Source organism: Ignavibacteriales bacterium (genome assembly GCA_016709765.1).
Classification (GTDB): Bacteria; Bacteroidota; Ignavibacteria; order Ignavibacteriales; family Ignavibacteriaceae; genus IGN3.
Window position 1 is genome coordinate 344,058 of the sequence record JADJMD010000012.1, and the last position, 20,324, is coordinate 364,381.

At 32.5% G+C, this 20,324-nt stretch carries 20 protein-coding genes; 3 read left to right on the plus strand and 17 right to left on the minus strand.

Annotated elements, in window-relative coordinates; all coding sequences use genetic code 11:
• Positions 1-6: 6 nt before the first annotated feature.
• The 6 genes from IPJ23_07375 to IPJ23_07400 are packed head-to-tail and all read right to left on the minus strand — an operon-like array spanning position 7 to position 6,175.
• On the minus strand, positions 7-1,281 hold the full coding sequence (locus tag IPJ23_07375) for a hypothetical protein (GenBank protein ID MBK7630505.1): 1,275 nt from the start codon (positions 1,279-1,281) through the stop codon (positions 7-9).
• Between the two features lie 29 nt (positions 1,282-1,310).
• On the minus strand, positions 1,311-2,807 hold the full coding sequence (locus IPJ23_07380; GenBank protein ID MBK7630506.1) for an inorganic phosphate transporter: 1,497 nt from the start codon (positions 2,805-2,807) through the stop codon (positions 1,311-1,313).
• Positions 2,808-2,809: 2 nt separating this feature from the next.
• Positions 2,810-3,448 (minus strand): DUF47 family protein, encoded by a 639-nt coding sequence (locus tag IPJ23_07385; protein MBK7630507.1) that lies wholly within the window; start codon positions 3,446-3,448, stop codon positions 2,810-2,812.
• A gap of 21 nt (positions 3,449-3,469) precedes the next feature.
• Positions 3,470-5,065, minus strand: coding sequence for a DASS family sodium-coupled anion symporter (locus IPJ23_07390; protein ID MBK7630508.1), 1,596 nt, complete (start codon positions 5,063-5,065; stop codon positions 3,470-3,472).
• A gap of 46 nt (positions 5,066-5,111) precedes the next feature.
• Entirely contained in the window at positions 5,112-5,579 is a 468-nt protein-coding gene (locus IPJ23_07395) for a CYTH domain-containing protein (protein ID MBK7630509.1), read from the minus strand.
• 11 nt (positions 5,580-5,590) lie between these two features.
• Entirely contained in the window at positions 5,591-6,175 is a 585-nt protein-coding gene (locus tag IPJ23_07400) for a hypothetical protein (protein ID MBK7630510.1), read from the minus strand.
• A 240-nt stretch (positions 6,176-6,415) separates the two neighbouring features.
• Between IPJ23_07400 and IPJ23_07405 the strand changes: the two genes are divergently transcribed.
• From IPJ23_07405 to IPJ23_07415, 3 genes are read left to right on the plus strand one after another with little or no spacing between them, the layout of a single operon-like run.
• Entirely contained in the window at positions 6,416-7,375 is a 960-nt protein-coding gene (locus IPJ23_07405; GenBank protein ID MBK7630511.1) for a PhnD/SsuA/transferrin family substrate-binding protein, read from the plus strand.
• Entirely contained in the window at positions 7,372-8,847 is a 1,476-nt protein-coding gene (locus IPJ23_07410; GenBank protein MBK7630512.1) for an ATP-binding protein, read from the plus strand. The genes IPJ23_07405 and IPJ23_07410 overlap by 4 nt, the downstream gene beginning before the upstream one ends.
• Positions 8,828-10,192, plus strand: a complete 1,365-nt coding sequence (locus IPJ23_07415) for a sigma-54-dependent Fis family transcriptional regulator (GenBank protein MBK7630513.1) — start codon at positions 8,828-8,830, stop codon at positions 10,190-10,192. The genes IPJ23_07410 and IPJ23_07415 overlap by 20 nt, the downstream gene beginning before the upstream one ends.
• Before the next feature lie 22 nt (positions 10,193-10,214).
• Here the strand turns inward: IPJ23_07415 and IPJ23_07420 are convergent, their stop codons facing one another.
• The 11 genes from IPJ23_07420 to IPJ23_07470 form a co-directional block, all read right to left on the minus strand.
• Positions 10,215-10,922 (minus strand): serine/threonine protein phosphatase, encoded by a 708-nt coding sequence (locus IPJ23_07420; protein ID MBK7630514.1) that lies wholly within the window; start codon positions 10,920-10,922, stop codon positions 10,215-10,217.
• Between the two features lie 6 nt (positions 10,923-10,928).
• Positions 10,929-12,284, minus strand: coding sequence for an acetyl-CoA hydrolase/transferase family protein (locus IPJ23_07425; protein MBK7630515.1), 1,356 nt, complete (start codon positions 12,282-12,284; stop codon positions 10,929-10,931).
• A 53-nt stretch (positions 12,285-12,337) separates the two neighbouring features.
• Positions 12,338-13,459, minus strand: a complete 1,122-nt coding sequence (ald, locus tag IPJ23_07430) for an alanine dehydrogenase (GenBank protein ID MBK7630516.1) — start codon at positions 13,457-13,459, stop codon at positions 12,338-12,340.
• Positions 13,460-13,528: 69 nt separating this feature from the next.
• Entirely contained in the window at positions 13,529-14,479 is a 951-nt protein-coding gene (locus tag IPJ23_07435) for a D-glycerate dehydrogenase (protein MBK7630517.1), read from the minus strand.
• A gap of 6 nt (positions 14,480-14,485) precedes the next feature.
• Positions 14,486-15,409, minus strand: coding sequence for a hypothetical protein (locus IPJ23_07440; GenBank protein ID MBK7630518.1), 924 nt, complete (start codon positions 15,407-15,409; stop codon positions 14,486-14,488).
• A 73-nt stretch (positions 15,410-15,482) separates the two neighbouring features.
• Complete coding sequence (locus tag IPJ23_07445) at positions 15,483-15,626, minus strand: hypothetical protein (GenBank protein ID MBK7630519.1); 144 nt, start codon at positions 15,624-15,626, stop codon at positions 15,483-15,485.
• 174 nt (positions 15,627-15,800) lie between these two features.
• Complete coding sequence (locus tag IPJ23_07450; GenBank protein ID MBK7630520.1) at positions 15,801-16,664, minus strand: hypothetical protein; 864 nt, start codon at positions 16,662-16,664, stop codon at positions 15,801-15,803.
• Between the two features lie 270 nt (positions 16,665-16,934).
• Entirely contained in the window at positions 16,935-17,483 is a 549-nt protein-coding gene (locus tag IPJ23_07455) for an HD domain-containing protein (GenBank protein ID MBK7630521.1), read from the minus strand.
• Between the two features lie 290 nt (positions 17,484-17,773).
• Positions 17,774-18,310, minus strand: a complete 537-nt coding sequence (locus tag IPJ23_07460; GenBank protein ID MBK7630522.1) for a hypothetical protein — start codon at positions 18,308-18,310, stop codon at positions 17,774-17,776.
• Between the two features lie 318 nt (positions 18,311-18,628).
• Positions 18,629-19,219, minus strand: coding sequence for a hypothetical protein (locus IPJ23_07465; protein ID MBK7630523.1), 591 nt, complete (start codon positions 19,217-19,219; stop codon positions 18,629-18,631).
• 1 nt (position 19,220) lies between these two features.
• Entirely contained in the window at positions 19,221-20,099 is an 879-nt protein-coding gene (locus IPJ23_07470) for a hypothetical protein (GenBank protein MBK7630524.1), read from the minus strand.
• Positions 20,100-20,324 lie beyond the last annotated feature (225 nt).

Below are 20,324 nucleotides of genomic sequence, written 5' to 3' on the forward strand. Positions count from 1 at the left end.
TCCTTTTTATAATGATGCTTGAATACGCATTTGAACAAATGAGTGATCATCACCACCAAGTAAATTTCCTTTTCTTGTGGCAAATTCATCAACATTAACTATAGAATAGTTGAACTGAAGTTTAATATTTGAATTTGGATAATAATTTAAACCAAGCATAATTTGGTTTGATTGACCACCATGAATATCAGTATCAAGATCATTGAGATTAGTAACACTGTAACGTGCTGCTAATTCGAAAGCACCACAAGAATTTTTAGGAGCTTCTATTGGACCAACTTCACCTTCATCAACATAATAGTATCGATTCTCACCGGTAATCATCCAGGAAGCCATTACATATCCACCTTTTAAGTTTACAGTTGGTTTGCCATACCATCTATAAATACTTGTTCCCATAAATTCTGATTGTAGATAAAAAGGACCGTTTATATACATTAACTCAGCACCGTAACGATTGTAGTAGTTAACATCAGCAATGTCGCCTGTGTGTAATAACTTTGGATTTGCGACATAACTTTCTGTGCGGGCACTAATTTCAATTGTGTTTGCCCTTAATTCTGATGTAACATCAGGAATCTTATACGACCCTGCTAAACCAAAATGTAAATTCTCACCAAAATTATTTATTGGTGCAACAGAAACACGTAAGTTAGTTGAGAAACCTTCATCCCGCTGCCCTTTATCTACTCGTGTACTTGTTTCGTGTCCCATAATTGCGGCTGTAACCTGGGCATAATCAGTCCAGTATCTTACGGAAACTCCAACTCTTCTGCCCAAAGGAATTGCATTAGAAATTGCAGAGCGCTCTAAGAAAGTCAATAATCTTGAACTGTTTAATCGTTCCATACCAAATGGTTCTTTAAAGTTACCGGCTTGTAGAGAAAGATTAAATTTTGGGAAAGTATATTTTATCCACATATCTCTTAATTCAACTTGCGATTTTGTTGAAACAGCTTCTGCAAAATCAATATCTACTTCTGCTTGCCAGTCCCGATAAAGTAATGCCTTAAGTGCAAAGGTTGCTCTTCGTAAATGAACTCCATTACTCATGGCGTTTTTATTTTCAAAATAAATTGCACCATCAAATTGGATTCTTGAATCAAACCACCAGCGAAAATTTCCATCTTCAGATTCAAAAACAAGTTTACCATTGCGCATCTCTGCGCCAAGCGGAACTTTTTGATCGCCACCAGGTACCTGAGCCTTCAATTCATTCACTCCAAGAATTGAAAACACAGAGATCAAAACAACAATTATAAAGTTTTTTCTGTTATTCATATTATCTCCTATTAAGTTTGATTTTAATATTATTTACTTGAACTTTTATTTTTTATTGAAACTCTAAATAGTTCTTCAATTATAATTTTCTTTTCTAATATTGCTTTATCTTTTAGTTTATCGGCAGATAAACTCCACATGGGTAAATTAGAATAAACTGCGTCTTCAAAATCTATTTTATGATTAAATGATTTGCCATGAAGTTTTTTCAACTGATTTTTTTCAGTTTCAGTAAAATCATATTTCTCTGGCAACGTATTAACTAACGATGAATCAATTTTAAAACTATCGATGAGCGCGTAATTAAATATTGAGTATATCTGTTTACTATCGTAATCGAATCTGTATTTAAGTTCGTTTAAAAAGTTTTTATTATTCAAGAATCTTTGGCCTAACAGATCATTTATCTGCTTCGTTTCAATTCTTTCAGCATTCAATTTAGATATTACGGATGTTGTAATTTCATATGGAACAGGATGAATGATTTTTTGTTCAAAAACATTCTGTATAAAGAACAATGATATAAAGGTGATCAAACCAGCAGTTAGTGGTGCAACTCCCCAACCAATTGCAATTTTACCTAATACTTTAAAATTGATTGATGATGGATCTTTGGCAATACCAACACCAATTACTGCACCTATAAAAGCTTGTGTTGTAGAAAGTGGAACTAAGGGAAACGAGGGCAAATTATTTTTTAATAAAAATGCCTCAAGAGTCTGAGATGTGAAAAGAAATAGAACAATAAATTCGGCAAGAACAACCACAAAACCAGTGATTGGTGAAATTTTATATAAATCAGTTCCGACCGTTTCCATTACATTATTGCCGTAAGTAAATATTCCTATTGCAATCGCTATACCACCCAATAAAAACAACTGATGCACACTTGATATAGTTATTATGTTTCCAATGTGCATGTCTTTAAATAGCGGAGCTGATACAAACATTCCCATTACATTTGCAATATTATTTGCACCTAAAGAATACGATGCTAATGCACCAACAACAATCAATCCAATTCTTGTATAATTATCTAATCTAAGAAGATGTATTTTCCATTTTAAAACTGTTTTTTTCATCAGCTTAAAAATTAAAAACCCGAATATTGCTGCTATAACCGGTGAAGCCACCCAACTAAATAATATTTTAGTTAAAGAAGTATAATCAGTTGGCGAACCCGTAAAAATATTCCAGCCAATAATACCACCAATTACAGCTTGTGAGGTTGAAACTGGTAATTTAGCTCTAGTCATTAATGTAACTGAAATCCCAACCGCTAATGCAACAGAAAAACTGCCAGCAATTGCATTGATCGAGCCTAAATCCGTTAATGTTTTTGTTGTACCCGCCCCACTTATAACTGAACCAAGTATTACAAAAATTCCGGAGATAATTGCAGCAGTTCTGAACTTTACCATTTTGGAAACCACGGCAGTTCCAAATACATTTACCGCATGGTTTGCGCCGAGCGACCATCCAAGGAATAAACCACTGCTAATAAAAAACCAAACTGAAATATCCAATTCTATTCTAACCTCTTAATAATAGCAATAGAAAGCCTATCACAAACATCTTCAGACTCTTCTGCAATTCGTTCAATGTGAAAAGTGAAATAGCGAATATGAATTTTAAAGCTTAGATCATGATCAGTTCTAAAAACTGTTCGCTTTATTCTTTCTGCAATTTTATTAGTTTCCTTTTTATAGAACTGTACTTTGGTTACATAATCTCTAACTGCATCAACATTTTTAAAGTATGCCCTAATACCGCTAACAGTATTTTCAAGACACGCAATAGAACTTTCAGCAATATCATTGAAATCATTTTTAAGCTCAGGTAAAAGATTCGGGATTTCAACTGAAAACTCTAAGAGCGTTTCTTCTGTAATGTTCAATACTTTATCGCAGCTTTCCAGCAATCCAAGAACATCCCCTCTTGCCTCTGGAATTAATGTGCGTGAATAAAGTTTGATTTCAATATTTCTGCGCAAATCATCGGCTGAATCTTCAATCTTTCTTAAATCTTTTAAGTGTCCTTCAAAAGCCTCTATTTGATTATCCAAGTAGCACCTTATTCCTAACTTAAAAATAAGTCCACCAGTTATCACTAAATCAAGATACTCATCAATTTGAGTTTCAAGTTTTCTTGTTTTTTTTAAAAACATGACTATAATCCTTTACTTACATTAAAATATTCCAAACACACCGTGTGGAGTGATCCCTAAAAATCTAAACCATGTTTCTCCTGCTGCAATAATCAGCAACCAGGAAACAACCATCATAGTAAAACCATATTTAAAAGTATCTGTTAAACTGTACTGATCAGTTTCATAAAGTAATGCCGCTGGTTTACTATTAAACGGCAAAACGTAAACGTGTTCAATCATAAAAGCAACAGGTAAAGCAAGACTAACAATATCAAATCCAAATCTGTTTGCAACACCAATTGCAATGGGAATAAATATCATTGCACGCATTGTTTTTGATTGAAAAATTAATGCGCTAAAAATCATAACTCCAGTTAATAACAGATACAAAATCCAAAAACTGGTGTGATCTCCAATCCCTAAATGATCAAAAAAAGCATTTACAGAAATTGAAGGAAGATCTGTTTCATCTAAACCCGCGCCTAATGTATAAGCACCTGCAGAAAATAACATAAGATGCCAGGGAATATCAACATCATTCCATTTTACAATTCCAATTTTAGGCAGCAGTGCAACTATTGCACCAACGAAAGCAACAGCTGTGGCACTAATTCCGTGAATGCTATCAGTTGCCCACATAGCAAGTATTGCAATAAAAATAATCGCGGATTTAATTTCTAAAAAAGTAATAGACCCAAGTTTCTCATATTCTTCTTTTAGTCTGTCCATACCACCTTCAATTTGCGGTAAACGTTCTTCAGATGGCAATGGAAAGAAAACCTTCAAAGCCAAAAGATAACCGATAAACATTAAGGAAACCATAACAGGAAACATCGCCATCATCCAATCTGAAAAGAAGATGTTACCACCAATTGCGCCACCAATAATAGCAGCTGCAAGCAAATTTGCTCCTGAACCTGTAACAAAAGCACCGGCACCAAGATTAATGTATAAAAGATTTTGCAATACAATACTTCGTCCAAAATTATTTCTCTTCTCCCCGGTTTTAGCACCGTAAATTGCAGCTATAACCATAAATATCGGAAGCAGTATTGCAGCTTTTGCAGTTGTTGCAGATATAAATGCCGAGAGTACAAGATTGATAATCAGAAAGCTGATAAATATTGTGCTGGCATTTTTTCCAAACTTAACTATTAACCAAAGTGCAAAACGTTTTGCAAGACCTGTTACAACTAACATGCTTGCAAGAACAAATGACATAATGTTTAACCACATTACCGGATGACCAAGTTGAGCGTAAGCTACTTTTTCAGATAAGACTCCGGTTAAAACAAGACTTATAATCAACAACAGAGAAGTTAAATAATTTGGAATAGCCTCTGTCATCCAAAGTATAATTGAGGCTACAAAGATTGCAAGCATAAATTCGTTATTTCTTATAAATGCTGCTGAACCAATTTTATCAAAAACTTTTTTTGCGGATTCCGAAACCAAATTTGATGAATTTATAGTTTCAAGAAATGGAAGTTTTATTATAAACGCAAACAAAATAAATGCGGCCATTGCTAAAATGGGTCCAACAATAGCCAGCCACTTTTCAAATTTTGATTTATCACGCTTTGGGAGTTTCTCGATACGATAATTATTCATATCAAGTGGATCAAATTTTGTCATACCAACTTCTATTAATTATAAAATACTATTTAATAATTTTGCTCACTTACCATTTTGTAAATGGATTTTTCATAAGCATAGAATTATAATATTTGGTGTTGCCAGTTACTTCATCGCCTAACCAAGTCGGCTTTTCAAATGCCTCTGATTCTGAAACCAACTCAATCTCAGCAACAACAAGTCCTTTATTCTCACCATAAAATTCATCTACTTCAAAAGTGTGATTACCAACTTTAACTAAATAACGTGTTTTATCAATTACACCAGCTTCACAAATCTTTAACAATTCTTCAACTTCATTAGTTGGAATTTCTTTTTCCCATTCATATCTGGTAGCGCCAGATGCACTTCCAATTCCTTTTATCGTTATAAAACCTTTATCGCCTTTTATCCGAACTCGAACTGTCCGTTCCGGGACTGATGAAAGATAACCTTGCACAATTCTGGTTTCTTTGCTTGCAAGATTTTTAAACTCACCTTTAACTAAAAATTTACGCTCAATTTCATTTGCCATAATTTTATTCCTTATTTCATTCCAACTAAGTTTTTTAATCCGCGCAAGTAATTAATATTTGGGAAAGTATCTAATTCAAGTTCTCTAACAGTTTTAATTACTAAAGCCGGATCCTCCATTTCGACCGCAGCAGTTTTAATAACTTTGCCATCAACTGTTACTTCAGCAATTTCTACAATTGTATTATTGATTGTATAACCTGTTCTTTTCTTATGTACATTTACAGCTTTTAATAGTTTGGATGGGGCAATAACTTCTTTAAGATATTGTTCAAAAGTGTATTCATCTCTTTCAAATTTTGGGACGGTAACTTTAAAGCATTTAAATACTTTTTCAATTTCAGAAACCGGAAGCGGAAAAGTTCCTTTCATAATCGGAAGCCATTGTTCTAATCTATCTTCATTAACCTGCTGTAAAGTTTTTATATCCATCAAATCATCGCGCACTTTTGTATTATCCATACTAACTTCTGAAAGAATGTAAACTTCATCACTTTCACGAGTTTTTCCCTCAGGATGCTTTTTTATGTTTTCTTCTGCTTTTCCAAGATTGCTTGTAAATGTGCGCCATTCCCAGCGAGGTATGATATTTTCCATTTGAACTCCTTTGTTTGAAATAGTTTCAATTTTTTAGCAAGGATAATGCCCTGTGAAATTACAATTGAAGGATACAAAAAGCTTAATAAATTGCTAAAATCCAAAGAATTATCATTCCATTAAATCTAAATTTATCTATTAACGTCAGGATTTCGTCGTCAGTGTGGCGATTATTCGTCGTTATAATTAGATTTACATTATAATAAAAAAGGAATTTGGAATGTTTATTAGGACTGAAATTTGAAGACGATTGTAAAAAAGTATATAGATCGTACTTCATTTATGTTCAAAAAAGAATTCTTACTCTCGCTTTTAGTTTTTATTGTGGTTGGATCAGCTGCAACTTTTCTTTTTTATAAATCTGCTGTTGATATTTCAACAAAAATTCCTGTTGAAAAACAAGAATCGATTTCTTCATCAGATAAACAAAAACAAATTGTTTACATCGGAGTTATTTCTCGCTACCCGCCAAATATAATCTTTAAAGGATATCAACCGATAATTGATTACTTAAATCAAAATGAAAAGTATCACTTTGAACTAAAACTCAGCACTTCTTACACAGAAACTGTAAATCAATTAATAAACGGTGATGTTGCTGTTGCATTTTTTGGAACACTGCTGTATATAAATGTGCATGAGCGTTATGGAATCATACCAATTTTAAAACCTTTAAATGAGGATTTTAAACCATTTTTTAAATCCGTTGTGTTTGTAAAAAGCAGTGACAAAATAAATTCTATAAAAGATTTAAAAGCTAAACGTATTGCCTTGCCATCCGAAGAATCATTCTCTGGAAATTGGTTAATCAAATATGAATTGTTGAAATACAATCTCCTTGAAAAAGATATTAAAGAAATTAAGAATTTTGCTTATCATCAAAATGTAATTTATCAAGTATTAAGCGGAAGTTTTGATGCGGGTGTTGTTAAGGACCGGGTAATAAGAGAGTATAACGATAGAGGAATAAAAATAATTGGATTCTCTGAGCCTGTTCCGGGCTCACCTATTGTTGCTGCAAAAGATTATGATACTGATATAATCAATACAATAAAATCTCTTTTATTAAAAATCAATTTAAAGGAAACAAAATATAAAGAGCTTGTTAAATCGTGGGATAATGAATTTACTTTTGGCTTTGTAGAGGCTAAAGATAGTGATTATGATTTGATTAGAAAGTATTCGGGGAAACAAAAATGATTCCCATCCAGCACAGTTTAAAGACACGCATTCTTTTTGTAACCGGTTCAGTTATTCTGCTAATTATGATGCTTATTTCTTTAGCAATTCTGTTTCAATGGAGAACGATATTAATTGAGAAAGAAGTTAACAACGCACAATCTGTTGTTGATGCTTTTACTGTTCCGGCTCTTGATGCACTTATTTACGCAGAACAGCGTGAGTTGTTAAAAGATGATTTGCTTGAAACTTATATCGATAATTATATGCAGAGGGTTACAAGTATTATATACATAGAAATTTATGATAACAATGATGAAATCGTCGCAGGAAAAGATAGAAACGGACTAACATCTTTTTCGAATGATAAAACTGATGACAACTTAAAATCAAACAAATATAAAAGTATAATTTATAAATCTAATGATTATGGCTGGCTGATTGATGCATACGCTCCATTAAAAATTGCAAAAAAGAAATGGGGTGTTGTAAAAATTGGGTTTGATGCCGAACCTATCAGGGGCGAGATAAATAGTATTTTCTTCATTCTTCTTTCGTTAACAATTCTTCTCTCAATTGTAACGCTGACTGTGTTGTATTTTCTGATTGATAAAGTAACATTTAAACTGAATAGCTTAGTCAATCAAATTGATAAAATTGATTTCAAATCTATTGAAGAGATAGCACTGACAGGTAGTAAAGATGAAATTGGATTTCTTATCAATCGTTTTGATGATTTATTAAAAAGACTAAAACTTTCTAAACAACAACTAGCTACAGCACAAAAACAAGTTTTTCAATCAGAAAAATTAGCATCAATTGGAAGACTTGCGTCCGGTGTTGCCCACGAAATAAATAACCCTTTAAACGGAATTAAGAACTGTTTGTATTCTATTCAAAAAGAACCTAATAATATAGAACAAACCACAGAATATTTATCCCTTATAAATGAAGGGATGAAGTACATAGAAAATGTAGTTAAGAAACTTTTAGGATTTGCACAACAGCAAACTCAGATAACTGACTCTCTAAACATTAATGAAATGATATTTAATGTATACAAACTTCTTGAATATAAATTAAAGCAGAAACAAACTGTTGTTAATATGAATTTGATGGAAGATATTCCATCGATCAGTGCGGATAATCAGCTTATTCAGGAAGTAATTATGAATATTTTGATTAATTCTTATGATGCAACTACTGAGAAAGGCAAAATAACCGTTGTATCCGGCATGAAAGACGAGAAACACATTTTCTTTTCTATCAGTGATAATGGAATTGGTTTAGATGAAAAAGAATTGGATAAAATATTTGATCCTTTCTACACAACTAAAGATCCTGGCGAAGGAACAGGTTTAGGTCTTTGGGTTAGTCTTGGAATTGTTGAAAATCATAACGGACAAATAACAGTCAGCTCTGTACCAAACAAAGAAACAACTTTTACTGTAATCCTACCAACAGAGGTTAAGTATGAAAATAATGTTAGTTGAAGACGAGAAGATTACAAGAAAAACTTTAACTGATATTCTCAAAAAAGAAAGTTATGATGTAAGCAGTTTTGGAGATGGAACCGAAGCACTTAGTTCATTAAAGAATATCAATTATGACGTAGTTATAACTGATCTACGGTTACCCGGTACAAATGGTTTGGATATTTTAAAATTCGCAAAAGAAATAGATCCAAAAACTATTGTAATTATTATTACAGCTTATGCAACTGTTGAAACTGCAATTGAATCATTAAAACTTGGGGCTTATGATTATTTATTAAAACCTTTTTCACCCGAGCAACTTTTAAGCATTCTAAAACATATAGAACATCTAGGTAAAGTTCTTTCTGAAAATGAAAAGTTAAAAAGCAGATTAGAGCTTTTTGAAAAGAAAACTATAATCGGCTCATCAGCCAGAGTGAAAACTTTTCTTGATATGATCAAAATGATTGCGCCGCACGATTATACGGTTTTAATTCAAGGTGAAAGCGGAACAGGCAAAGAACTTTGTGCAAGAACAATCCATAATCTTTCTTTTCGAAAGGATAAAGAGTTTATTGCGATTAACTGTGCTGTGATTCCGGAGACACTCATTGAAAGTGAATTGTTTGGACACGAAAAAGGAGCATTTACAGGTGCAGTTAAACGACACATAGGTTATTTTGAAAGAGCAAATGGCAGTACTTTACTGCTTGATGATATTGACGATCTTGCATTGCCAATGCAAGTAAAACTTTTACGAGTGCTGCAAGAAAAAGAAATATCGCGTGTTGGCAGTACAGAAAATATTCCTGTTGATGTAAGAATTATTTGTGCCACAAAAATTGATTTGAAAGAACGTGTTCAGCAAAAAAAATTTCGAGATGATTTGTACTATAGATTAAATATTATTCCAATTGTGCTTCCATCTCTGCGAGAGCGAAAAGAAGATATTCCAGAGCTTCTAATTCATTTCTTAAAAAAACATGGGGCAGAAGATAAGATCCCATTTTTAGATGAGAACATTTATGAAATACTTAATAAATACGATTGGCCCGGTAATGTAAGAGAACTTGAAAATATGACTGAACGAATCATTGCGCTTTCACCAAATCAATTTTTAAATACAACTGTTCTTGATCCACTTCTAAATAATATAGGAAATCAAGAAACAGTTTCAGATTCTTTTACAAGCTATGCTGGATTTGATAAATATATTTTATCAAAAGAAAAAGAAATAATTAATTGGGCTTTAGAAAAATCCGGGAACAATGTTACCGGAGCCGCAAAGATTTTAAAAATTCCGCGCACAACACTAAGAAGTAAAATGGATAAACTCTCGATGGAATTTTTACCGGAAGGATAATAATTAGAGAGATTATTGAAGGTTAAAACTGGATCCAATTTCGATTAACATCTTCACTACAAGATTTCTCAGAAATAATTTCAACTAATTTATTTTGATCTACAATAGCCGCAGTTAATTTATTATTTCCATAAGAAGTGGTATCTATATAAAGTGAATTTGCCTTTTCATCAAATAATATATCCTTGCGATGTGTATGTCCAACAATTTGCAATTTGCCGATATTAAGCAGATCACCGCGCGTCCAGATTATGCTATTCTGATTGAACAAATCACCGTTTAAGACATCTTTAAGTTTTTCATCATCAGACAAAATATTTTTAGGTAATTTATTCTCAAGTGTTTTTGAAATTCCGGCATGTGAAATGAAACAATCATCAAGATTGTAGAAAAGCGGAAAACTTATAATCAAATCAAGATGCTCATCCATTTCGTTAAGTTTATCTTTGTAAGATTCAAGAGTGGTTTCAGCCCCATTATAGTTCCAGGATTTAGCCATTACGCTAAATGGATCACGCATGTTGGAGTAAAACATATAATCGTGATTACCAATTACGCAATAAATATTTTGAGCCTTGATAAACTCAATCACTTCAAAACTATAATTCCCCCTATCAACAAGATCGCCAACGCAGTAAATTGAGATGTTCGGATACTTAGTCTTTATTTTTTCAACTAAATTCTTTAATGTAAAATAACAACCATGTATATCTCCAATAACTGCAACCATTAAAACCTAAATGTAAAAAGTTTCTTTTGCATATTTTGTCAACTCGTCTCTAAATTTTGGATGTGCAATAGAGATTAAAGCCTTAGCACGTTCCTGAATAGTCTTTCCCCACAAATCAACTGCTCCATATTCAGTAACTACATAATCAACATCACCTCTTGATGTTACAACTCCAGCCCCAGGTTTTAATGTTGGTACTATGCGAGATATAGTGTCATTTTTTGTGGTTGCTGGTAATGCAATAATCGGTTTACCACCTTCGGATTTAGATGCGCCGCGAATAAAATCTACTTGCCCACCAATACCGGAATACAACTTTGTGCCAATGGAATCTGCACAAACCTGCCCCGTTAGATCAACTTCTAACGCCGAATTAATTGCTACCATTTTATTATTCTTAGCAATTATAAACGGATCATTTACATATTCTTGTGGGTGGAATTCGCAAACTGGATTGTTATCTATAAAATCATAAACACGTTTTGTTCCAAGAACAAATCCAGCAATTATTTTTCCCGGATGTAGAGTTTTCTTTTCACCATTAATTACTCCCGCTTCAACAAGGTCAATCATTCCATCTGAAAACATTTCAGTGTGAATACCTAAATCTTTTTTATCAAATAAATATTTCATCACCGAATCCGGAATTGCTCCGATGCCCATTTGTAATGTTGATCCATCTTCGATAAGATCTGCTACATTTCTTCCTATCTTATCAAATACTGCTAAAACTTCAGGTGTTGTATCAGGATCAACTTGAGGAAGCTCTTTAAGTTCCTCATCATGCTCAACTATATAATTAATTTTATTAATGTGGATAAAACAATCACCCAAAGCTCTTGGCATATGTTTATTAACCTGAGCGATAATTATTTTAGATTTTTCTGCAGGTGTTTTAATAGTTCCAACATCTACACCATAACTACAAAAACCATGTTCATCAGGTGGTGAAACATTTAGAAGAGCAACATCTGTATTTATTCTTCCGAGTTTAAAAAGCAGTGGTAGTTCAGATAAAAATATTGGTATAAATTCTGCTCGTCCTTCGCTTATTGCTTTTCGTGCATTTGCGCCAATAAAAAAAGCCTTATGTTTAAAATGTTTTTCCATTCCAGGCTGTAAGTATGGCAGCTCGCCCACTATCAAAATATGATATATAGTAACGTTTTCTAATTCGTCTTTTCGTCTTACCATAGCTCTAATTAATTCAGATGGAACAGCGCACCCAGGCTGAATAATTACGTTGTGGCCGGATTTAATTTGCTTAACAGCCTCATCAGAACTAACTAATTTTTGGTTGTAAATGCGCAGTAAATTAGTTGGTATATGATTTTTTGTCGCTATTTCTTCTGTTGATGTCATTTCAAATTCTCATTTCTAAAATTCAATTCATTTTCAAATTTATATATATTTTTTTAATTGCTTGAAAAAATATGAAGTCTTCTATACTCAAAATTAAAAGTATGTGCGATGGACTCATTACAACAATAACCATTATAAGTACATACACCTTTAGATAAACCCGGATCACCAAGTAATGCATTTGATAATCCATTTTCTGCGATATCCTGAATGTAACCAAGTGAAGCATTATTTAAACCATAACTTGCAGTGCGCGAAACGATTGCCGGCATATTTGGAACGCAGTAATGAATAACATCGTGCATTAGATAAACCGGATCAGATTGCGTGGTAATATGGCTGGTTTCAATACATCCACCTTGATCGATTGAAACATCAACAATTACAGATCCTTTTTTCATTTCTTTAACCATTGCTTCAGTTACAAGATTTGGAGCTTTCTCACCTTTAATTAGTACCGCGCCAATTAGCACATCGGCAAATTTAACGCCACGAGATATTGTGTAAGGATTAGCCATAACCGTTGTAACCTTTTTTCTGAAGTGCATATCAATTGAACGCAATCGATTTAAATCTTTATCGATAACTATAACTTGAGCGCCACGCCCAAGGGCAGCACGCGCGGCTGTAACGCCTACTACACCAGCGCCGAGTATTACAACAGCTGCAGGAGCAACACCGGTTATTCCACCTAAAAGTATTCCTCTACCGCCTACGGTAAAACTCTCCAAATATCTTTCAGCAACTTGAATAGAAAGCTGACCAGCAATTTCACTCATTGAATGTAATACGGGAAGTCGTTCTTCTTCTTCAATCAATTCATAACCGATTGCAGTAATTTTTTTCTTTAATAATTGTTCGATAATATTTTTTTTGCCTATTGCAAGATGGAGAAATGAAAATAAAGTTTGATTTTCCTGGAGCATATCAGCTTCCGATTCCGACAAAGGAGCAACTTTAACAACAACTTCTGCCCTTGCAAAAGCTTCTTCAGCGGAATAAACAATTTGTGCACCAGTGTTACGATATTCATCGTCACTAAAATGACTTCCCTCACCTGCTCCACTTTGGATATAAACAGTGTGACCGGCTCTTACTAAAGCATCTACTCCTGCCGGAGCTAATGCAACCCTTTTTTCTTCATAAAGAGTTTCTTTTGGTATTCCAAATCTCATTTAATTTTCTCTTTTTTTTGTTTCAAAATTACCAATGGTATGCAAGATTAGCAATGAATTGTTATTGATTTAAATTGGAGTTATTGCCCTTTTACCTGATAAAACTGCAATTACATTTTTTGCGGCAAGCAAAGACATTTTATTCCTTGCTTCCGTTGTTGCACTGCCAATATGAGGTAGAAGAATTACATTATCAAGAGTATAAAAATCTTTTTTGATATTTGGTTCACCATCATAAACATCAAATCCTGCAGCTGCAAGCTTTTTCTGTTTTAACATTGTTATAAGATATGTTTCATCAAGAATTTCACCTCTTGCGGTATTGATTAAAATTGCCGATGGTTTTAACAATTTTAGATTTTGTGAACTAATTAAATTTTTGGTTTTATTATTCAATGGCAAGTGGAGTGAAACAATATCAGATTTTTTTAGAATTGATTGGAGCGATACTTTTTTTGCGTTTAATTTTGTCTCAAGATATTCATTTTGAGAATTTGAATAATATATAATTTTACACCCAAATGAATATGCACGTTTTGCTACTGCAGTTCCTATTCTTCCCGCCCCAAGAATTCCGAAATACTTATTTCGTAACTCCATTCCTAAAAAAAGTTTTGGTTTCCATCCAACAAATTTTCCTCTTCGTACAAATTTTTCAGATTCAGGTAACTTTCTTGCACATGCTAAAACTAATGCCATCGCAATATCTGCAGTTGAATCTGTTAAAACATCTGGCGTATTTGTAACAACAATGGATTTGTTTTTTGCGTATTCAACATCAATATTATTAAAACCAACAGCATAGTTTGCTATTACTTTGCACTTCTTCATTTGATCAATTACTTCTTTATCTATCTTATCTGATAATAAAGAAATCATACCATCGCAATCTTTAATTTCTTTTAAAAATTCCTTTGGCGGAATAGGATTATCCTTATTGTACACAGAAACTTCAAATCCATTTTTCTTTAAAAGATCGATTCCGGATGATGGAATTTCTCTTGTTATAAATATTCGCATTAAGATTTACTTTTCACTATGAGCGTTTTTTAATAGTAACTTTATAGATTTTTCTGCCAATTCTTTTGATGAAATATATGAAGTACTACCAACATCCCTCATCCAACCATATTCACCAGGTTTTTTTACCTCAAAATGGTATGCCTCTACAGCCAATATGCTTGGTTCGTGTGCTTTGTTATCTTGCTTTAGTAGCTCGTAGTAAAGCTTCGACTCTTTATGAGTTTTATTGTTAGCAGATTGCATATGAAACTTGATAGAATATTTTCCACAATGAAGAGTGCAAGTTTTATGTATTAAGCGATAATTTATAGAGATACCCTCTTTGTCTTTTTCAATTTTTGTTTTAAAAATTTTAAGTTCATGAAACAAATCAGTTAATTCAAGCATAGAAATATCAAGAGAATTAACAGCATCTAGAATTATTAATTTTTCAGAATCAACATCTAAATTTTTATGCTCATCGGAAGCCACAGTACTTGGTAATTTTTCACTTGTTTTATGTTCAAATAATCTAACTCGCTCTTTAATAACTGCGGCCGCACCCTTTATTCCTGAGTCGCCAAGCCCTTCCCAAATTTGATCCTTGGGGACATATTTGGGAGCCGTAGGCGGATGATCTAATGGTATAAAAAGTAAAAAATTATACCCCTCTTTACCTGCTCGTTTTCTTATGGCTTGCTCCTCAATTTTAGTCCAGGGACTATTTCCCCATTTTTTGTTAAACAGAACAACGACAATCTTTGATTCCTTCCCAACCGTTTCCATAATTTTTAATTCACGATTTGGGCGAGCAATTTCTTCTAGCTTTTTTGAAAATAAAAAAGTGTTCAAAGAATCATATAACAAATTATTTATTTGGTCTGCTAAATGTTCATCCTTTTTTGAAAATGCGAAGACAACATCATATATATATTTAGGATTATTCATAATGTTATTAATATCAACAATGTTAAATAATGTTTTACAAAACTACGATAATTGTTTGCAAGATATATTTGATTTAGTTTGGATACAATGAAGGCTGCTCACGAGGATCTTTCCATATTAATTTTTCATAAGTACCTTTTTTAAAGAAATCTGTAATTTTTCCATCGCTGCCGCCAGTAATTCCGCCATCTGGTGCATCAAGAACATTTCCATTCATATCGTAAAGTATACTAAATTGATCACAACATTGTGCAGGAAAATAATAAACTATTTTATCATCATCTTCAGTTGAACAGTAAAGATCGTGTAAATAGTATCTATCTTAGCAGATGCCAGTATCCTTAAGTTTCTGGTATAATTCTTTAAATTTCATTTGTTGAGAAATTAATTTTTATACATCTAACGGCGTTGAGGCTCTCGTTATAACATTTTCTGAATATTTATTAACTGATAATTTGAAATTGGATATCACTTTTTCAAAACTAATCTTATAAATTCTTTTGAATATTACATCATTATCGTTTTCTTCCAGAAAGGCCTTCATATATAAAATAAATTTCTGCTTCCCATAATTGGAAATCAAATAATCAACAATACACCCAAATTCAGAATAAATAAATGCTTGTGGATATTCCATATCAAGTTTAATTTTATTTTCTTTGTCAGTTCCAAAATATTCTGGCGGCATAAAATTCCCATTTTTAATTAAAGAATATGTTTCTGCCTTTGTTGGATAAAAAGAAGTGCCCATTTGATTTGTGCTGTAAACAGCAATTCCCTCCAGTAGCCATTTTGGATATTTATATGCACTAAGAATTCCTTTGTTTTGGAATAATAATGAATGAGACAACTCATGTCTTAAATAAATATTCAAAGATATTTTGCCTATGTCTGCCTCTTTAACTGCCCAGGGTGAAATAACTATATTGCCATTATAAAAAGCACAAAATCTAGCATTTGATAATGAACGTTGTCTATAACTTTTATCGTCTTTAAATAAGAATAATTTGGGTTTACTTTTAAATTTAAGTTCGTGAAATTGCTCAACATATTTTGTTAGTGTATCAATCTTAGCGAAATCATCAAAATATACACCATCTTGTACATATATAATTGTATTTGCTAATTCGTGTTTATCGAAGCCTATAAATATTGGTGAATAAGGGAATAGCTTGCCCCATAGAAATAAATAAATAATAGTTCCAAAAACTATCGCAGCGATTCCAAATAAGAATAATTTAATTTTTATCTTCATTTCTTAGCGTCTATTATTAAAATGGTATAACGGCTTTGCGGCTAAGGCGCAGCCCTGAACAGGGAAATAGTTTAGAACATAACCGCTTTTGCATTTTCCTCTTAATTAAAACTGTTAACAACTTTTAGGACAATCCGTAACAATGTTATGAACAATATTTTTATATCCTCTTGCCTGCCCCGTCTCGTCCGGGACCTTGTACTTATGAAAGATGTTAGGCTTCTGAACTTTCTTATGAAATAATATTTAATGATTTCCACACTCGTATTATTAGATCTCTTCAATAAATTCATCATCAACAATTAATGGTTCATTCAACCATTGCTTTTTGATAGTTTCTTTTAGAAACCAAATTAATGCTTCATTAGCCTTCCAACTGCCCGGGCAATCAATACGATCAGCGATCATAAAAATACAGAGCAATTTTATATTAATTGTAGAAGTCAATTTGCGCCAGGCTTTATCTGATGGAGCCTGGCCTTTCTGAGTAGCAATAAACCAAGGCAAATTTGTGTCGTGATATTTGACGAGACTAACGAATTTATCATCAACGATGCCATATCGAGTTAACATCTCAACAGATTTTGCAGGATTGGCTGTACCGCTAATTTTGCCTATATCGTGGACTCTTGCCAAGTTTGAGAGGATTTCTTTTTCTTCTGAAGTGCAATCATTCTGCTCTGCAAGTTCAATCACTCTTTTTTGTACCAATTCTGAATGTTCGTAAGCATTTGCTGCGGTATGATTAATAGGATTGAGCGAAATTGACTTCATCTTTTCATAGTCATTACGAAAAATTTCACTATCTAAAATATCCATCTAATATTTCTTTCAAATTTGCCTAACGGCATTGCGCCTAACCCGCCGCCCAGAACAAGAGAGCCGAGTAAAAGGTAAGTTAATTAATTATCCCAAAGGGATCCCTAGGGGAAAACGAACACATCGAACAAAAACTATAAATAAAACACAATTTCAAAAATCTAAAATCCGCCGAACTAAAATGAAAGGCTGTCCTTATCCTTTGTAAGTTGGTATTGAGATATACGTTAATTTTCATTTAATGCATCTTTAATGAGTCTTTCTATGAATTGACTATACTTTTCTTTCATCTAGTTCTCTAAATGATGCTTGCCTTCCCAATCTTTATTTATTTTTAACAGTAAATCGGAAATCTTATAGTTCTCAATTATTTCAAGTTTAAGATTGTAAGTAAACTCAATTTTCTCCAAATACTTTATATAATCTTCTTCATCTTCCGAGAAATCCCTTAAAGACGATCTATCACTAATAAAAACTGGATCACCTTTTGCAAAACCCAAAACATTTATTATAAAATGCTCTAATAATTCGTAATGATCGGATACTATGTCGGTTGCAGCAATTTTGATTGGTTGATACTTTCCTGGTCTAGGCTTGAAACCTTGCATTTCAACAATATTGTTGAAATTAGTATTTAAATGTTCGAATGCTTTTTCTTCACTTGGCCCCAATCCTATAACTGCAAACCAGTTTAGTATACTATAATAGTATTTGCTTTCTTCTGGTACATCTTTTTGTATTTTCATTTGAAGTGGGTAATCTGAAATTTGCCAGTCCTTTTTAAAAAAAGAAAAAATATATTTATAAATTATTTTTAATTTATTCATATAAACCCTTTTATATTCTAATATCAATTAAGAAACAAAGCTTTCTCATTGTAATCGGTAATAACGCGCCAAACCTAACCGTTGCATTAACTAACCGCATTTTGTCTAAACTGCTTCAAAGTGAAATTGTTATCTACAATTGTGAACTAAAAAGATCCCGCACTTAACCATAATTGAAATCCCCCACTGGAGTTAATAAGGAGTATATAGAATAGCATAATATAAACATCAATGCGGTTATAATTTATAAATAATTAGGATAACATTCTCCTTTAGCTTGGAAATATGGATAGCGATTATTGAAAAATATTAATTACTTTATGGATCATCGTCTTCTTCTAATGGAAATTGTATCCACTCATAATTATTAAAAACATTGTTTTCTTCTTTATCATATTGTTCATTGAAATTATGGGTATGTGGTGCAGGAATTAAAATTTCATTTTTTGCCAATCCTTTGTGTTCACAATATTTGATTATTTTTTTATCATCTCCATAAATATAAATTATATTGTGATTGTCGTATATGATTCTATTATTATGTGTTATATCAATTACCCACAAATGGTGACGGCCATCTCTTTCAAAATACTCTTTATGATTATCTAAAAATGATTCTAGCTCTTCGTAACTCATTGTATTAGCTGACTGGTATCGTCCCTCCTCACGTCCACATCTCGATGCAATAAGTACATATAAAATTAAGAATGGACCTGGCCACTCTTTTGCAATGTCCAAAATAAATTGTATCTGATTTTTATTTGGTGCTGCAACAATTGTGGACCAGTCACTGTAAACTCTATGCTCATAGATATTCCCGTATATGTATTCTTCATACATATTTTCATATGTGCATTCTAAATCATCGTTCAACTTAGATATTTTATGGTCGTAAAATATTTCGTTCACTTCAATAGCCTACAAATGCTAATTCTAATTCAGTTGAAGAAATACATTTCTCAATTTTCTCAACTATCAATTCTATAGCTTTTATAACATCTTGATCCTCAACGGAATCTTTTATTTTACCAATTTCAGATAATAGTGTAAATAAAATATCTCCAGAAAATCTTTTATCATTATATAATTTGAAATTTTTAAAATTATTAAGGTTAAGCTTTTTTGCCTTTTTTAAAATTTCCTCAAAAATAGTTTCTGGTATATAGAGGATATCATATGCGCAGTCAAAACCAATACTATATTGCCAATCTATCTCTTCTCCTTTATTAAGAGCTAAAAACGCTACCGTCTCTTCCTTATTATATTTCGAACCAGATTCTCTAAATTGATCATTATATTTTCCCTTCTCCCAATATGTAAAAAACTCTTTCGCTCCTTTTGCTGCTCGTATAATAGCTGATTCTGGGTCGTTTTTAAATTGGCCAGCTGCTGAATTTCTAAAGTCATTTCTAATTTCTTTCTCATCTGGTTCAATTACGTAACCCCCGTGAATAACTACATAATCTAATTCCTTTACAATATTTAAAAATGAAATCATAAGATTCCAATCATCTATTTCAGAATATCTGAACACAATATTCTCAATTATTTCGTCCTCTTTCCATATACGTATATCAGAACCCCAATCATTAGCCGATACATATTCTTCAACACCCCAAGACTTATCATTGGGTAGTAATATTCTTAAAGAGTCAAGAAGTTTTTCATCAGGTTTTTCATCTAGCCAAGGTTGCAGCCCTTCATAAACAATTTCCATCGGGATAGGGTTTGAAAACTGTTCTATAAATCTTCGTGGTACCACTTCAAGCTTATAATGATGAGCACCCATAAGATCCTCAAATAATTAATGTAACAATACTATGAGATCCAGAACCCAGCCATAATGAAAGTTCGCGCTGTCGTTAATAAGAAGTATTAAGAATAGTTTAGCATAATGTTTACATCAATGCAGTCAAAAATTAGATTTTATTTTATGAATGTTCAACTTCATTTTTAGAATATTAATTGACAGTTAACAATAATTTATTGGCTATCTCTTTCCTTATTTTTGAAT

Coding starts and splice junctions, on each gene's coding strand:
- IPJ23_07420 (MBK7630514.1), bottom strand. CDS start 10,922: ATGGTTGCAGTTATTGGAGATATACATGGTTGTTATTTTACATTAAAG.
- IPJ23_07470 (MBK7630524.1), bottom strand. CDS start 20,099: ATGGGTGCTCATCATTATAAGCTTGAAGTGGTACCACGAAGATTTATA.
- IPJ23_07390 (MBK7630508.1), bottom strand. CDS start 5,065: ATGACAAAATTTGATCCACTTGATATGAATAATTATCGTATCGAGAAA.
- IPJ23_07415 (MBK7630513.1), top strand. CDS start 8,828: ATGAAAATAATGTTAGTTGAAGACGAGAAGATTACAAGAAAAACTTTA.
- IPJ23_07435 (MBK7630517.1), bottom strand. CDS start 14,479: ATGCGAATATTTATAACAAGAGAAATTCCATCATCCGGAATCGATCTT.
- IPJ23_07450 (MBK7630520.1), bottom strand. CDS start 16,664: ATGAAGATAAAAATTAAATTATTCTTATTTGGAATCGCTGCGATAGTT.
- IPJ23_07460 (MBK7630522.1), bottom strand. CDS start 18,310: ATGAATAAATTAAAAATAATTTATAAATATATTTTTTCTTTTTTTAAA.
- IPJ23_07410 (MBK7630512.1), top strand. CDS start 7,372: ATGATTCCCATCCAGCACAGTTTAAAGACACGCATTCTTTTTGTAACC.
- IPJ23_07400 (MBK7630510.1), bottom strand. CDS start 6,175: ATGGAAAATATCATACCTCGCTGGGAATGGCGCACATTTACAAGCAAT.
- ald (MBK7630516.1), bottom strand. CDS start 13,459: ATGAGATTTGGAATACCAAAAGAAACTCTTTATGAAGAAAAAAGGGTT.
- IPJ23_07440 (MBK7630518.1), bottom strand. CDS start 15,409: ATGAATAATCCTAAATATATATATGATGTTGTCTTCGCATTTTCAAAA.
- IPJ23_07445 (MBK7630519.1), bottom strand. CDS start 15,626: ATGAATGGAAATGTTCTTGATGCACCAGATGGCGGAATTACTGGCGGC.
- IPJ23_07425 (MBK7630515.1), bottom strand. CDS start 12,284: ATGACATCAACAGAAGAAATAGCGACAAAAAATCATATACCAACTAAT.
- IPJ23_07375 (MBK7630505.1), bottom strand. CDS start 1,281: ATGAATAACAGAAAAAACTTTATAATTGTTGTTTTGATCTCTGTGTTT.
- IPJ23_07385 (MBK7630507.1), bottom strand. CDS start 3,448: ATGTTTTTAAAAAAAACAAGAAAACTTGAAACTCAAATTGATGAGTAT.
- IPJ23_07395 (MBK7630509.1), bottom strand. CDS start 5,579: ATGGCAAATGAAATTGAGCGTAAATTTTTAGTTAAAGGTGAGTTTAAA.
- IPJ23_07455 (MBK7630521.1), bottom strand. CDS start 17,483: ATGGATATTTTAGATAGTGAAATTTTTCGTAATGACTATGAAAAGATG.